The following is a 14,031-nucleotide window of genomic DNA, read 5'->3' on the forward strand; positions in this document are numbered from 1 at the left end:
GTCTGGATGAATAAAATGAAGCGTATTTATATACTGACATTACTGGTGTGCTTGGCTTTTGCCTTAGCAACAACCGCGAATGCCCGTACTCTGGAGATTGATATCTACGGGCCGGGACAAAACAGCATTAACCTCATCCAGTCCACACCAGTTATTGCGCCACAAGCACAGGGAAGTGATCAAACAGTACAAAGTGCTGCGACTCTTTCTAAGCTTATTAACACCAACTTGTACTACCTGCCGTTTATGAACCTTATGAAAGGTAACACAATTCTTGGTGGCAATACGGTAGCTGGTGGTACAGGAAAAGCGATTGATTTTAAAAAGTACCAGCTTGCAAATGTTGACTTACTTGTTACCGAAGTATGGCCGGACGTGCCAAACGGTGGTCGACCAAAAGTTGAACTGCGTGCATTTGAAGTCTTCACGGGCAAGCTGATTCTTGGTAAGGCGTATTCCGAGCTCACACCGGAAAACCTTCCGAACGTTGCAGACAGATTTTGTTCTGCTTTAATGAAGAAACTAACAGGGCGTGGCGAATTTTTCCTCTCCACACTTGCTTTTGTAAAAAAAGCGAGCCCTGAAAAGAAAGATATCTGGACAGTCCGACCTACCGGTCGTGATTTGAACAGACTGACGAATATGTCCGGCCTTGCCATGTCACCAACATGGTCTCCTGATGGTCGGTACATTCTATTCAGTCATATTGGTAAAAGATACCACTCCATGGGCATTTGGGATCGATTGACCCAGCGAGTGCAAAAAGTTCAATTCCCGGGCAACACCATTATTGGCCCTGCTTTTCTGCCTGATAATAAAGTAGCAGTAAGCCTTGCCACCGGTGGTAATCCCGACATATACCTTTTGAACCACCTCTTCAAACGCGAAAAAACTCTTGTAAAGAACTGGGCCATCGATGTTTCTCCAAGCTTCGATGCCTCAGGGAAGAAGATGGTGTTTGTTTCCAGCAGACGCGGAAACCCACACATCTTCCTGAAAGACCTGACGACAGGCAAAGAGACCCGTATTACTCGAAATGGCAAATACAACACCAGCCCGTCTATTTCACCTGACGGAGAACTGGTAGTATTCGCGCGCAGGACATCGGAAGGACACAGAATATTTGCCCTTGACCTCGTCACTGGCAAAGAAAAGCAGATTACCTTCGGACCGGGAGATGACGAAATGCCTGACTTCGGTCCCGATGGCTTTTTTGTAGCTTTCTCGTCCAATCGCACTGGCGAATACAAAATATATCTTACCACCCGCCACGGGGGGACTCCAAGGATTGTAAAGACCGGCTCAGGAGAAGCAACTCTGCCTTCATGGGGCATGGTTCCGGCTGCGTCAGGACGATGACATTTACATTCTAAGCGTCATCGGACTTGCCAACGGCCTGAAACCGTGTAAGAAATGGACGGAGTTTTTTGAATTTATAAGAATATAGATATTGTGGCGGCTTGCCATAATATAAGTGTATTCGCGCTATTCAATTCGGTTTTAAAATGCTTGTTATAAAAGCGATTCTATCGCCAGAGTCCTTTTTTGCAAACTTTAGGAGGATGCAATGATGAAACGATTCGGTATTGCACTGCTGCTCATTATGGCTATGGCCATGAGCTTCGGTTGTGCTAAAAAACAGGTAGCTGTTACCCCTGAAAACGCCTCTGGCTCCACTGCTGTTGTTGAAGCACCTGCTGACAACTACAATGATAGTGGTTCCATGACTACAACCTCTCAGGTTGAAGAAGGACAGCTCGCTGGAGAAATGGCAGCAGCATGCGCAGTTATGGCTGATGCTCCAATCTTCTTTGACTTTGATAAATTTGACATTAAGCCTGAGTACCGCACAGTGCTCAAGCACAATGCTATGATGCTTAAAAAGTACCCTATGATGCGTGTTCTTATTGAAGGCCACACAGATTCACGTGGTACTTCCGAATACAACCTTGCACTTGGTGAACGCCGCGCACGCGCAGTTCAGGATTACCTGATCGTTCTCGGTGTACCAGCAACTCAGCTCGAAATCGTTTCTTACGGTGAAGAGCGTGGGGCTGTTCAGGGTTCAAGCGAAGCTGCTTGGGCTAAGAACCGTCGCGCAGAGTTCAAACTCATCAAGTAATATACCTATTATTTAGTATATTAGTATAAGGCGTTTCCTTCGGGAAACGCCTTTTTTTTATGTCCTCTGCATCTGCTTCACCCTTTTTAATAGATTGGCTGTAGCTGAAAAATCGAAGAACGAACGACAAGCTTTGCATACCTGAAAAGGTCGTTACGCCAAGCGTTCAAAGGCTTTTGCATTCAATACAGAACGCAAAAAAGCCGGCAAAGGAATAAATCCATTGCCGGCTTTTTTGCGCTTGAGAAAATATCTGAACGAGAAACGATTATTGCTTTTTAGCAGTAGTTTCCGTTGCTGTTGCAGCTTCAGTTGCATTCATCTTTTCGCGGGTCTCTTCGATGTAGCCTTTTACTTTGTCAGACTGCTTCCACTCTGCGTACATGGAAAGCCAGTTTCCAAAGTCGAGGAAGTTTTCATCAAGCTGAGACTCATGGCCTTCAACCCACATGCTGAACAGATGCATTTCAAACTGGAAGGTAGTGCTGTTGAAAACACGCTCTGCCATGCCTGCTTTCATGCTGTTACCGTCAAGTTCTCCAGAGATATGCACAATAACTGCTTCGCGGGAGGTTTCCGGAGTGATTTCTTTGTTGTTAAGCGCATCAGCAAGAGAGTGGATGTGTGGCCAATTCTCGCGGATACGCATGTCTGCTTTTTCAGGGATACGTATGAAGAGCTTTTCGTCTTCCTCTTCGCTAATGAAGTAGAAACGTAACCAGTTCTCAAAAATAAGAACTTCGCTGATAGATTTAACTGCCTTAGAAAATTCTGTAACCGCCATGTGGCACTCCTTTCTCTGTTTCTCCCCAATGACGGGGTACAAACAACTATGGTCATTGAATGACCATACGTCAAGTGACTTTTTTCACAATCAGCACCTATGAATATAAGTGACACAATACATGGTGGTTTTTCTCAATTTCCAGCCATTGCGGAGTGACTTCTTTACATATCGGCATGACCTGCTTGCAACGTGGATGAAATGGACATCCCTTTGGTAACGTTAATGGACTTGGAATATCTCCATCCGGTGCGTTGCCAGCACTGCGTCTTTTGGGGATAGGTGCCGGAATGGCTTCGAGCAGCATCTGAGTGTACGGGTGTAATGCGTTATCAAACAGCGCCTGAGCGCTTGTTAACTCAACAAGGCGTCCAAGGTACATAACGGCGATTACGTCGCTCACATGGCCTACAACGGCTAAGTCATGTGATATGAACATGTACGTTAGCCCGAAATCGTTTTGTAGCTCCGTCAAAAGGTTCAGTACTTGTGCTTGTACCGAAACATCCAACGCAGAAACAGCTTCATCGCAAACGATAAAGTCTGGATTTAAAACTAGCGAACGGGCAATAGCTACACGCTGTCGCTGGCCGCCGGAAAATTCATGCGGGTAACGAGCATAATGTTCAGCACGCATTCCGACACGTTCCAGTAGCTCTGTAACAACTTTTTTGCGGTCAGCAGTGCTACCGACACGATGTACGTCCAATGCTTCCTGAATACTTTTGCCGATGCTTTTTCGCGGGTTCAGTGATGATACAGGATCTTGAAAGATCATCTGGATACGCTGCGGTAAAGAACGGGTCGTCTTGTGGCTTCCGTGCCATATGGATTCGCCTTCCAGTAGAACATCACCGGAAGATGGCGGAAGTAAATGGGCAACAATTTTTGCCACCGTGGATTTACCGCAGCCGCTTTCCCCCACCAGTCCTAAAGTTGTGCCTTTTTCGATGGTAAAACTGACATCGTTAACAGCCGTCAGTTCTCTGGGAGCCGCTGAAAACAAAGGCTGTTCTACGGAAAATTTCCGAGTAACATTTTTAAGTTCTAAAAAAGTTGTAATGCTCATCTCTCCAGTACGTTAGTGTCCAACGGTTTCATAATACCAAAGTGTTACTGAGTTAGCAAAAAACTATCAGTACGACTGATGATTAGAAAACGCGCCTAGAACGCTTTATTGACAAGGGTTTTGAAATGAGCCACTTTCCACCTCCGAGGAACAAACATGGCAAAAAAACGTAATAGAAAACCACGTCCACCTTTACCGGCACCAAGCTGGTCAAGCATGCTGTATGCAAAAATTGAAAAGAAATACATCGGCATGTTCCGCTTTCTGCTCGAAGCACAAGATAATCTCGGCTACGCAACCGTAGTCGATAACTACGACTGTGTGCTTAAAATTACCTTCTCGCCGCATCAGGAGCGAGAAATGCGCGCGTTCCTCAAAGGAATGCAGCAAACTATTCCATTTGAAGTTTTTGAACGACCTGTGGAGTAAGCTCCGCAGTTGTTTTTAGTATATATATTGTATGGGTAGTGAGTTAGGCCTCCGGCGGTGCTTATCAGCAGGATGCCTCTGGCGGCTTAAGAACCCTTTAAAAAGGGCTTCTTAAGAATCTCCTAAATTTTTTAACTGCGAGTTGAGCACGTTTTTTACGTCACCTCGCGGCTTATGCCTCACTACCTTTCGTGAAATAAAAAAGGGCTGTCCTTCATATGAAGGACAGCCCTTTTTGCTATTCAAGTCAGTGAAATCAAGCCGCGTGAGAAAATTATCTACGGGCGTCTTTCGCGTAATAAAAGTTTTTGGAGATTTTTAAGAACCTTTTGCAAAAGGTTCTTAGAGTCCCGCTGACAAGCGCCGTCGGAGACCTATATTGCCCCGCAGACTCACCAAAAGTACCCACGCAAGTGGCTACAGTTTTTGCCTGTAGTTAAGCGATTGTCGCAGCGTTGCTTTGTCCACAAACTGTACGTCTGACCCGAGGGGAATACCTTGCGCGAGTCGGCTGACATTGATGTGAGGAAACTCCCGTTTTACAAGCTCCTTGATGTAGGAGACGGTGTTTTCCGCTTCAATGGTGGTGCCGAGTGCGAAGATAATCTCGGTAATGGAGCCTTCGAGAAGGCGTGATTTCAGTTTATCCAGTTCCAGCTGTTCGGGAGTAACGTTTTCAAGCGGCGCAATGAGTCCGCCGATGATAAAGTACTGCCCTTTGTAGAAGCCGCCCTCTTCAAGTGCGAGCATCGCATCCCATTCCGGCACGATACACAGGGTATCGGTCGAACGGTTTTCGTTGATGCAGATGGCACAAGGGTCGGTGTCTGACAATGCGCCGCATCGATCACAGAGATACAGCTTGTCCCGCAGGTCATGGATATTTTGTCCAAGATCGCGAGTTTGCTTTTCCGGCCACTTGAGCAACGTCATAGCAAGTCGTTGTGCAGATTTGGGACCGAGTCCCGGCAGCTTGGAGAGTTGTCCAACTAGAACTTTAAGCGGTTCAGGGAGCTGTTGCACTGGTAAACCTGACTTAGAACATGCCTGGAATGTTCATGCCGCCGGTAAGGGCGCCCATTTCACTCTCAGCCATTTCTTTAGATTTGCGCAGTGCGTCGTTAGCAGCAGCAAGAACGAGGTCCTGCAGCATTTCAACGTCTTCAGGGTCTACAGCGTTTTTGTCGATAACAATGGAGCGAATTTCTTGTTTGCCAGTGCAAACAACAGTGATCATGCCGCCACCAGCAGTGCCGGATACTTCGCGGTCTGCGAGTTCGTCCTGAAGTTTAGACATTTTTTTCTGAAGCGCCTGAGCCTGACGAAGCATATCGTTCATTCCACGCATGGTAGTCTCCTTGAGAATGTAGTATTTAAAGTAAGCAGAAATCTAGGTCTGCATAGTTAGCACAATCGGAGGGGCAAGCCCCGTTTTCCGGAAACAGTATACTATTTCCGGCTTGGATCGTCTTTATGTTTGAACGTAAGCAGCTCTGCACCTAATTCTTCTTTAAGAAGGAGTGCTGCTGGATTCGATTCAATATCTTCTTTCAATTCGTGGTAGCTGCGCACTTCTGATTCAGGTTCTTGCAACGTAACGGCAGTTGTACCGTACCATTCTTTAGCACGTTGTGTGAGTAGCACAATTACATCTGTGCTGTTCAACATGTCATACTGTGTACGCCCCGCAGCGGTAATCTGTAGGGTGTCGTCGAAACGTTTGCCAGTGGCTTTAGCGAGGTATTGTAAGCTTTTGCCGCCCGTCTCGTCCTGCTTTTGACAGGACTCTAAGAATTCGCTCCAACGGGTAAGATCGGACGGCTGATTATTGCTTGAAGCATCTCCTCCACCGGAAGATGGAATGTCCGGAGGCGCGCTCATGCTATTGTTAGCCCCGCCATACTCCGGTGGTAGCTCCATAGGTGGAGAATCCATTGGAGGCATAGACGATGGCATGTTGCTCTGCACCGGTGGACGTTGCTGTTGCTGCTGTCTGTGCGGTGGCTCTTGTCTATGAGGCGGTTGCTGCTGACGCTGCGCTTGTTGTCCTTGCTGCCTGTGTGGCGGCTGGGACTGTGGCGCTGATTGAGCAGGAGCTTGAGCCTGCTGCGGTGCAACCTGAGGTTGTTGCGCCTGTTGTGGGCGTTCCTGCTGCGTCTGCTGCATGTGGGAAGCGGCTTGTTGAGGTGCTTGCTGGTTCATCTGGTGGCTAGCCTGATCGGTGGCTGAATGATTAGCCGAAGGAGTTGCCTGATGATTAATCTGATGACTAGCCTGATGATTTCCCTGTTGTGCAGCCTGTGGCGCACTCTGCTGGGGAGCAGAACGTTGTCCTGCTGGCTGCTGAGGTGCACCGGTTCCACGAGAAAGTGATTCTGTTGAAATAAGTTTTGGCAGGAACGCAAGGTTCAGCAACAGCAGTTCAAGTGCCATTGCCGGTTCAAGGCTTGTGAGTACGCGGCGCTGACCTTCAAGTGTCAACTGCCAGCAAGCGTGCACGTGAGACAAAGCGAACTGTGGTGCCAGTTCCAGCCATTGCTGCGCTTCAGCTTCTGGTAGATTGAGAAGCGGCAACGCCTGTGTGCCAGCCTGTTTAAGCATAAACAAGTTGCGCCATGTGTTACCAAGCTCGCGAAGGAAGAAGCCGATATCAACGCCTTGTTCCAAGATGTCACGGATCACCTGAGAAAGGGCGATCACGTCCTGATTCTTCATGGCGTCCATAACGCTGAAGAATAGTTCCTGTCCTGCAAGACCAAGAATAGAGCGAACATCCGCCACTTCAAGACGATCATTCCCCAGAGCTAGAACCTGTCCAAGTAGGGACATGGAGTCACGAACAGATCCTGCTGCACGGCGTGCGATAAGACGCACTGCTGCTTGATCGTATTCGATTTTTTCCAACCCAAGAATTTTTGTCAGGTGATCTACAAGTTCCTGCTCGGTGAGCATTTTGAACGTGTAGTGCTGACAACGGCTGATGATAGTGATGGGGAACTTGTGCGACTCTGTGGTGGCAAGAATAAACGTAACGCCTTTTGGCGGCTCCTCAAGAGTTTTGAGCAGCGCGTTAAACGCGTCACGGGTGAGCATGTGTGCTTCATCGATAATGAAGACTTTGTAGCGACCTTCCATTGCTGCATAGCCGATAGATTCACGCAGTCTGCGTGCGTCATCGATGCCTCGGTTGGAAGCGCCGTCAATTTCCACCACATCTACATGCATGCCCTGTGTAATCTTTTTGCAATGTTCGCACTCGTTGCAAGGCTCGTTTGTAGGAGCATTTTTGCAGTTAAGTGCCTTTGCGAAAATACGGGCAATGGTTGTTTTGCCGACACCGCGGGTGCCGCTAAAAAGATAGGCCGGAGCTACTTTGTCTTCTTTGGCTGCGCGGGAAAGAACAGCTTTTACTGTTTTTTGTCCTGCAACGTCGGCAAAGCGCTGTGGTCTGTAGGCTGTGGTTAATGCTGCTGTACTCATTATGGTCCTGCAAATTTCAAAAATTTGGAATTTGTGTGTTCCGGGATTGTGTATTCAAAACAAGGAATACGCAAAAAGAACTACAATTAGTCACGCTAAAAAAAAAATAGGGCAAAGGCAAGATGAACCCTTGGTACAGACGGTTTCACTCATTATTTTTTGCATTCGCGAAGAAGTTGATAAAACAAGGCAGTGCACTGTTGTAAGTGTAGGTATTACTTTAATGCAAAAGTTCTGTTGTGTACTTTTACAAGATATTACTATTAGAAGTAGCGCGCGCAGTGCAAACTGAAGTTGTTAAAGGATGATCATCGGGGTTTAATTTTTACGTGAAATAACGTAGTTCTCTTTTGAAATAAACGGCAATAATGCTGTGGTGCATGTATTTTTCCCACGAGTGACGTATGAACAGGCGATCTTTTTTACGACATATTTGTATTGCATCTGCGATTGCAATACCATGCAATGCTTTTGCTGCTGAGTTGATCGAAACGGATCTTCAAGAAGAGCATGGCCAGTTTGATTTGCATGTAAAAGACTACATTTCGAAGATGAGTCATTTTGATTCTGCACATCCTGACGATATTGTGCTTAAAGATGAAGAGTTAGAGCTGCTTAAAGAGTGTACGACAAGGATCACTCGTGTGATGCGCACAGTCGGATACGGAAATTTTAATCTTGTTAGTGTTGATCAGGCCTTTACTATTGGGAAACAGTACTCACGTGTTGGCGCGTTTTCCGATAAAGAAAAAGCATTTCTTGAAAAAATATTTTACTACGATGCTAGTGTATTAGGTTTTTACGGTGATAAACCTATTACTGCATTTACCCAGACCATAAAACGCAAGAATGTCATTAAAATTCGCAACAGCGGGCACTATGTTTTTAGGGGACACCCATTCGAGGTGTGGAAAGAAATAAAAAGTGCTCTTGCTTCTGATGTAATTTTGACATCCGGCGTGCGCGGCGTGGTGAAACAATTCCACCTGTTCCTCATGAAAGCGAGCAGTAACGGTGGGAATTTGTCTTTGGCATCACGCTCGTTAGCTCCTCCGGGCTACTCCTTCCACGGTATCAGTGACTTTGATGTCGGGCAGCGAAAATACGGAAAATCAAATTTTACCTCCCGTTTCACTGAAACTCCTGTGTTCAGCAAATTAAGCAAGCTTGGTTATCTGACACTGCGATACCCCAGAGAAAATTTGCTGGGAGTACGGTATGAACCCTGGCATGTTAAGGTGAATTTATAATGCGACTGTTACTATCATTTATATTTGTTCTCATGATGACGGTGTCTGCCTTTGCGCAGAATCCGCTAGATTTTTCTTTGCATAAGCTTGGCAGCGATGCTGAAGGACCAACAATTCTTGTTGTTGGTGGCATTCAGGGTGATGAGCCTGGTGGATTTAGTGCTGCCGGTATGCTTGTTTCTCATTACAACATCACCAAAGGCAACGTGTGGGTTGTTCCGAACTTAAACTTTTTAAGCATCATCAAGAGTTCTCGTGGCTCATACGGTGACATGAACCGTAAATTTGCGATGCTTGATAAGAAAGATCCTGACTATTCTTCCGTACAGCGGATAAAAGAAATTATCCGCAATGACAAAGTCGATATGGTTCTTAACCTGCACGACGGTAGCGGATTTTACAGTCCAACGTACATCGATAAGTTGCACAATCCTCGCTATTGGGGGCAGTGCGTCATTATTGATCAGGAAGCGATTACGCATCCAAAATTTGGCGACCTGAGCAGCATGGCACGGATTGCTGTCAAAAAAGCTAACACTGAGTTGCTTAAAAAGAGTGACAAACTTCATTTGAAGAACACCCGCACCCGCGAAGGTGATCACGAAATGGAAAAGTCGCTTACCTACTATGCAATTAAACATGGTAAGCCAGCTTTCGGTATCGAAGCCAGTAAGTCTTTTATGACACCGACTCGTACATACTATCATCTTTCAGTGCTTGAATCTTTCTTGAGGCAGGCTGGTGTTGAATTTTCCCGCGATTTTGATCTGAACCCGCGTTCGATCAAACAAGCCATGTTCAGTCAGGTTAAACTGGCAATGTACGGCGGAAAACTACAGCTCGAACTGGATAATGTTCGTAAATATCTTAACTACGTTCCTATGAACAAGAGCTTAGCGAACAAGTTTGAAGCATCCAAGCCGCTGTTAACCATGGTTGATGCCCCGAACGGCTACAAGGTCTACTACGGAAACAGAAATTTGACGAACCTGTCGCCTCAGTTCTTTGAGTTCGATGACAGTCTTTCTTCATTGCAGTTGACCGTAGACGGAAGAGACCAGAAAGTCTCTATGGGTACCATCATCGACGTGGGCAGCCATTTTAGCGTTAGTTCCCTGAAAGGCTACCGATTCAATATTATTGGATACGTGGCACCGAATAAAGGTGCAGAATCAGATGTGCTCGTACGAAAGAAAGATCTCGTGAAACGTTTCTCCCTCGATAAGGGCGGACGTGTGTATCGTGTCGAAGTATATCGCGGTAAAAAGTTCTCCGGTATGGTGCTCGTGCGGTTTACCAAAAACAACGCGCTTGCTGTACGGTAGCAGTCTACGTTGAGCTGCCTCCGGCGGCTGGGGGGAAACTTTTGAAAAAGTTTCCCCCAGACCCCCATCAAAACTTTTTATTATGCGATGAAGTCCCGTAGATTCTTTTTTCACGCGGCTTAAATTTACTGAATTGAATAGAAAAAGGGCTGTCCTTCATATGAAGGACAGCCCTTTTTTATTAGCTGAAAGGTAGTGATGTACAAGCCGTGAAGTTGAGTAAAAAACAGGCTAACCTCGCTAATAAAAGTTTTAGGAGATTCTTAAGAAGCCCTTTTTTAAAAGGGTTCTTAAGCCGCCGGAGGCAATTTTTGTATATAGCCGTTAGCGGATGTAATTAGGAATATTCATAAAGACTTCGCGAGTAAACGAGGTCATTTTCTCCATAATCCACGGAAACGCTATGAGCAGCGATACAAAGATCGCGATAATTTTAGGCACAAAGGTCAGGGTTTGTTCCTGCACCTGTGTTGCTGCCTGAATGATGGATACGATCAGACCGACAATTAGACCTACGAGCAGCATAGGCAGCGAGATCATGAGCGTAAGCTCAATTGCTTTACGGGCATAGCCGATAACGAATTCGGGTGTCATGTTTCATATCCTCACAATAGGAAGCTGTTAACGAGAGAGCCGGTGAGCAGGCTCCAGCCGTCTACCAGAACGAAAAGTAGCAGTTTAAACGGCATAGAAACCATCATAGGCGGCAGCATCATCATACCCATCGCGAGAAGGATACTCGAAACAACCATATCGATTATGAGGAACGGTACGTAGATGAGGAAGCCGATGGTGAAGCCTGTTTTAAGTTCACTGATGACGTAGGCTGCTGCCAGCATCATGGTAGGAACTTCAACCTTTGATTTTGGTCGTTCCATTTTACTGATGGAATAAAACAAAGATAGGTCTTTTTCGCGTGTATGCTTAAACATAAACTCTCTAAGAGGCTTTTGTGCCTCGTCCAGAGCTACTGTAAAGCCAATTTCTTCGCTTAGGTAGGGTTGCAGTGCATTGTCGTTAATTGCCATGCCCACAGGGCGCATGATGACGAAAGTCATAAAAATAGCGAGGCTTGCCAGAACCTGAGACGGTGGCAGCTGCTGTGTTCCTAATGCCTGACGCAAAAAGGAAAAAACGATGATGATGCGGGTAAAGCTGGTAACTGTCAGCATAATGGCTGGTGCCAGTGACAGAATAGTGAGCAGGAACAGGATTTCCAACAGAACGGACACATTCTCCGGTTCTGATTGGCCTGCGCCCAATGCCAGCGATAGGGATGGCACTGCAAGGTCCCGCGCAGCAAACGCTACAGCGGGAACCAGCAGTAATAAAGCACTAAGAGTCAGAATCCGCGTTGCGGAGCTGTCCCATAAATTTTTTAAATTCTTCCGAGTCAGAGGAGTGGCTAGAGTCATCTTCCGCTTCCGTTTCAGATAAAAGGTTGATCTGGTGGTCTGTAACCCCCAGTAATAGCCTTTTATTCAAGAAGCGTACCACGACTAATTGCTTTTTAGGAGCAAGGTGGAATCGTTCTTCCACATCCAAGGTGCGTTTGCCGCCCTTTTTTCCCCTTAAGCCTTTATTCATGCCAACTTTTCTAACGAGCCAGAGCAGTCCGTAGAGCCCACCTAAAAGTAGTAGCAGGATGCCGATGGACTGAACATAGCTTCCCCAGCCTACCACTTCAGGGACAGCGGGCGACGTTCCGTTGACGATATCACCGGAAGAATCGATAGCCGCATGGGCTGCTGTCACAAAAATGTTATGCAAGCTGCTTAACCCTTTCGATCGGGCTGATGATATCAGTCAGGCGCACACCGAATTTTTCGTTAATAACAACAGCTTCGCCACGAGCGACAAGCTTGCCATTAACAAATATTTCAAGCGGTTCACCTGCAAGTTTGTTGAGTTCAACAACAGAACCCTGACCAAGCTGGAGCAGTTCGTTGATGAGCAGACGGGTGCGACCGAGTTCTGCGGAAACATCAAGTGGAATGTCCAGAATGAAGTCGAGCTCGTGCTTTCCAGCTTCAGGACGGATGGCTTTTGCATCCTCTGTCAAATCCTTGAACTCAGCTTCGTGAGCTTTGCTGGAGAGTACGCTCTGCTCTTTTTCCTTCTGAATAACTTCTTGTTCTTCAGAGGCAAGTGCTGCTGCCCATTCTTCTGCAAGCGCTTCGTTCTGACTCATATTCTGAGTTGCGCCGGCTGTAGGTTCATCATCCTGCTCTTCAAGAGCTGCCGCCCACTGTTCAGCCAGTAAATCCTGATTCACGTCTTCAGACATAGTAACCTTCCTTATCTGAAAGGGAGTAATAGCTAATTAAATTACTGGATAACCAGTTCTGTAAAATACACACGTACAACTTTAGAGCTGCCAATGATCTGGTTGAGTCGGGTCACCAGTTCATTTTTAAGCAGGATTTTGCTCTCGAGAGAAGCAAGGTCTGCGTATGACTTGCTGGAAAGAAGCAGAATAACTGCATCACGCACTTTTGCGCTTGAGGTTTCCAGTACTTGTGCAGCATCCGAACTGGCAACTTCAACATCAAGAGTGAGCTTAATGTAGCGTCGCCCGAGCGGGTCAGAGAGGTTTACAAGGAAACTTGGCAGGGTGACCACTTGCGAATCAGCTGGATCAACATCTTCAAGCTGGACATCCTGAGGTTCCGCCGTTTCGGTAGAATTCTGGAAGTACATTGTGTACGCGAAGTACCCGCCGCCAGCCAGAAGCAGAAGGACTAAAAGCATGATGACCCATTTCATCTTTCCGCTTTTTTTATTTTGATCTTTTCCTTCTTCAATCACGATACAGCTCCTTTGCAGTTTCTTGCAGCAATCTCTTATGAGTAGCGTCCAAGACGCTGGGTTGTTTTAATTAAAATCTCTACTCGTCTATTCTGCGCACGTCCGTACTCTGTTGCATTCGACTCAAGTGGCTTGTCTGCGCCGTATCCGCTTACTGAAAAGCGTCTCGGTTGAAGCCCAGTTGCCAAAAAGTATTCGAGTACAGCCATCGCTCTTTTTCCGGAAAGCGGATAGTTGGCTGCATTGCTGCGACCTGTATTATCTGCATGGCCGGAAATGTTTGTATCTGCGGATGTGTATTGCAGCATCAGCACTACTTGAGAGAGTAGTTTTTTTGCAGAAGGGGTTAACTCATAACTACCCGGTTTGAATACAAGATCATTTGTAAGGGCAATTGCAAGGCCTTCCGGCTTTTGAAGGATGCGTAAGTTACGATCCAACGTACTCATGTCAATATCCGGCGGCAGTACGTCCTCCGGAAATAACAAGTCTTTAATTCTGTCTCGCTGTTCAAAAGCAGATTTTGGATCAGCTACAAGTTCCAAGATAAGTTTAATGCGCTGCGGCACTCGTCCAGAACCATGGTAGTTGATAACTCCCAAGCCGCGCTCGAACGGGTTAATCTCAATAAGCATTGTCTTATCCATAGAAGACATACTGAGAATGAGTACAAAGAATGTGAGCAGCAAGGTCACAAGGTCAGAGAAGGTGATGAGCCACGCAGGGACGCCTTCCGGTTCTTCTTGTTTTTTTTCACGAGCCAT

At 46.5% G+C, this 14,031-nt stretch carries 16 protein-coding genes; 5 read left to right on the top strand and 11 right to left on the bottom strand.

Features of this window, described 5'->3' with window-relative positions:
- Positions 1-15 precede the first annotated feature (15 nt).
- Both ACZ5V1_RS15180 and pal read left to right on the top strand, forming a co-directional pair.
- Positions 16-1,359 carry a translocation protein TolB gene (locus ACZ5V1_RS15180; RefSeq protein WP_464389552.1) on the top strand — a complete coding sequence of 448 codons (1,344 nt, stop codon included), beginning with the start codon at positions 16-18 and terminating at the stop codon, positions 1,357-1,359.
- A 208-nt stretch (positions 1,360-1,567) separates the two neighbouring features.
- Positions 1,568-2,122: a peptidoglycan-associated lipoprotein Pal gene (pal, locus tag ACZ5V1_RS15185; RefSeq protein ID WP_464389553.1), complete on the top strand. Its 555-nt coding sequence runs from the start codon at positions 1,568-1,570 to the stop codon at positions 2,120-2,122.
- A 268-nt stretch (positions 2,123-2,390) separates the two neighbouring features.
- Here pal and ACZ5V1_RS15190 read toward each other — a convergent pair whose 3' ends face one another.
- Positions 2,391-2,906: a hypothetical protein gene (locus ACZ5V1_RS15190; RefSeq protein ID WP_464389554.1), complete on the bottom strand. Its 516-nt coding sequence runs from the start codon at positions 2,904-2,906 to the stop codon at positions 2,391-2,393.
- Between the two features lie 97 nt (positions 2,907-3,003).
- Positions 3,004-3,975, bottom strand: coding sequence for an ABC transporter ATP-binding protein (locus ACZ5V1_RS15195; protein ID WP_464389555.1), 972 nt, complete (start codon positions 3,973-3,975; stop codon positions 3,004-3,006).
- Positions 3,976-4,131: 156 nt separating this feature from the next.
- Between ACZ5V1_RS15195 and ACZ5V1_RS15200 the strand changes: the two genes are divergently transcribed.
- On the top strand, positions 4,132-4,404 hold the full coding sequence (locus ACZ5V1_RS15200; protein ID WP_160712887.1) for a DUF4911 domain-containing protein: 273 nt from the start codon (positions 4,132-4,134) through the stop codon (positions 4,402-4,404).
- Between the two features lie 417 nt (positions 4,405-4,821).
- Here the strand turns inward: ACZ5V1_RS15200 and recR are convergent, their stop codons facing one another.
- The 3 genes from recR to dnaX all read right to left on the bottom strand — a co-directional run bounded on the left by recR (position 4,822) and on the right by dnaX (position 7,884).
- Positions 4,822-5,427, bottom strand: a complete 606-nt coding sequence (gene recR / locus ACZ5V1_RS15205) for a recombination mediator RecR (RefSeq protein WP_464389556.1) — start codon at positions 5,425-5,427, stop codon at positions 4,822-4,824.
- Positions 5,428-5,440: 13 nt separating this feature from the next.
- Positions 5,441-5,752, bottom strand: a complete 312-nt coding sequence (locus tag ACZ5V1_RS15210) for a YbaB/EbfC family nucleoid-associated protein (protein ID WP_464384753.1) — start codon at positions 5,750-5,752, stop codon at positions 5,441-5,443.
- 101 nt (positions 5,753-5,853) lie between these two features.
- On the bottom strand, positions 5,854-7,884 hold the full coding sequence (gene dnaX, locus ACZ5V1_RS15215; RefSeq protein ID WP_464389557.1) for a DNA polymerase III subunit gamma/tau: 2,031 nt from the start codon (positions 7,882-7,884) through the stop codon (positions 5,854-5,856).
- A 404-nt stretch (positions 7,885-8,288) separates the two neighbouring features.
- Between dnaX and ACZ5V1_RS15220 the strand changes: the two genes are divergently transcribed.
- Together ACZ5V1_RS15220 and ACZ5V1_RS15225 are read left to right on the top strand one after the other, a co-directional pair.
- Positions 8,289-9,134 carry a M15 family metallopeptidase gene (locus ACZ5V1_RS15220; RefSeq protein WP_464389558.1) on the top strand — a complete coding sequence of 282 codons (846 nt, stop codon included), beginning with the start codon at positions 8,289-8,291 and terminating at the stop codon, positions 9,132-9,134.
- The gene (locus tag ACZ5V1_RS15225; RefSeq protein WP_464389559.1) at positions 9,134-10,459 is read left to right on the top strand and encodes a M99 family carboxypeptidase catalytic domain-containing protein; all 1,326 of its coding nucleotides are present in this window, start codon (positions 9,134-9,136) and stop codon (positions 10,457-10,459) included. The genes ACZ5V1_RS15220 and ACZ5V1_RS15225 overlap by 1 nt, the downstream gene beginning before the upstream one ends.
- 324 nt (positions 10,460-10,783) lie before the next feature.
- Here ACZ5V1_RS15225 and fliQ read toward each other — a convergent pair whose 3' ends face one another.
- Genes fliQ through ACZ5V1_RS15255 form a run of 6 tightly spaced genes read right to left on the bottom strand, consistent with a single transcriptional unit; the run spans position 10,784 to position 14,031 of the window.
- Positions 10,784-11,053, bottom strand: a complete 270-nt coding sequence (fliQ, locus tag ACZ5V1_RS15230; protein ID WP_160712899.1) for a flagellar biosynthesis protein FliQ — start codon at positions 11,051-11,053, stop codon at positions 10,784-10,786.
- An 11-nt stretch (positions 11,054-11,064) separates the two neighbouring features.
- Positions 11,065-11,874, bottom strand: coding sequence for a flagellar type III secretion system pore protein FliP (gene fliP, locus ACZ5V1_RS15235; protein WP_464389560.1), 810 nt, complete (start codon positions 11,872-11,874; stop codon positions 11,065-11,067).
- Positions 11,795-12,229: a flagellar biosynthetic protein FliO gene (gene fliO / locus ACZ5V1_RS15240; protein WP_464389561.1), complete on the bottom strand. Its 435-nt coding sequence runs from the start codon at positions 12,227-12,229 to the stop codon at positions 11,795-11,797. The genes fliP and fliO overlap by 80 nt, the downstream gene beginning before the upstream one ends.
- Positions 12,222-12,746 (bottom strand): flagellar motor switch protein FliN, encoded by a 525-nt coding sequence (gene fliN / locus ACZ5V1_RS15245; protein WP_160712903.1) that lies wholly within the window; start codon positions 12,744-12,746, stop codon positions 12,222-12,224. Before fliN ends, fliO begins: the two co-directional genes overlap by 8 nt.
- 41 nt (positions 12,747-12,787) lie before the next feature.
- Positions 12,788-13,267: a flagellar basal body-associated FliL family protein gene (locus tag ACZ5V1_RS15250; RefSeq protein WP_464389562.1), complete on the bottom strand. Its 480-nt coding sequence runs from the start codon at positions 13,265-13,267 to the stop codon at positions 12,788-12,790.
- Between the two features lie 35 nt (positions 13,268-13,302).
- Entirely contained in the window at positions 13,303-14,031 is a 729-nt protein-coding gene (locus tag ACZ5V1_RS15255) for an OmpA/MotB family protein (RefSeq protein WP_160712907.1), read from the bottom strand.

The sequence above is a fragment of the Halodesulfovibrio oceani subsp. galateae genome, assembly GCF_055397225.1.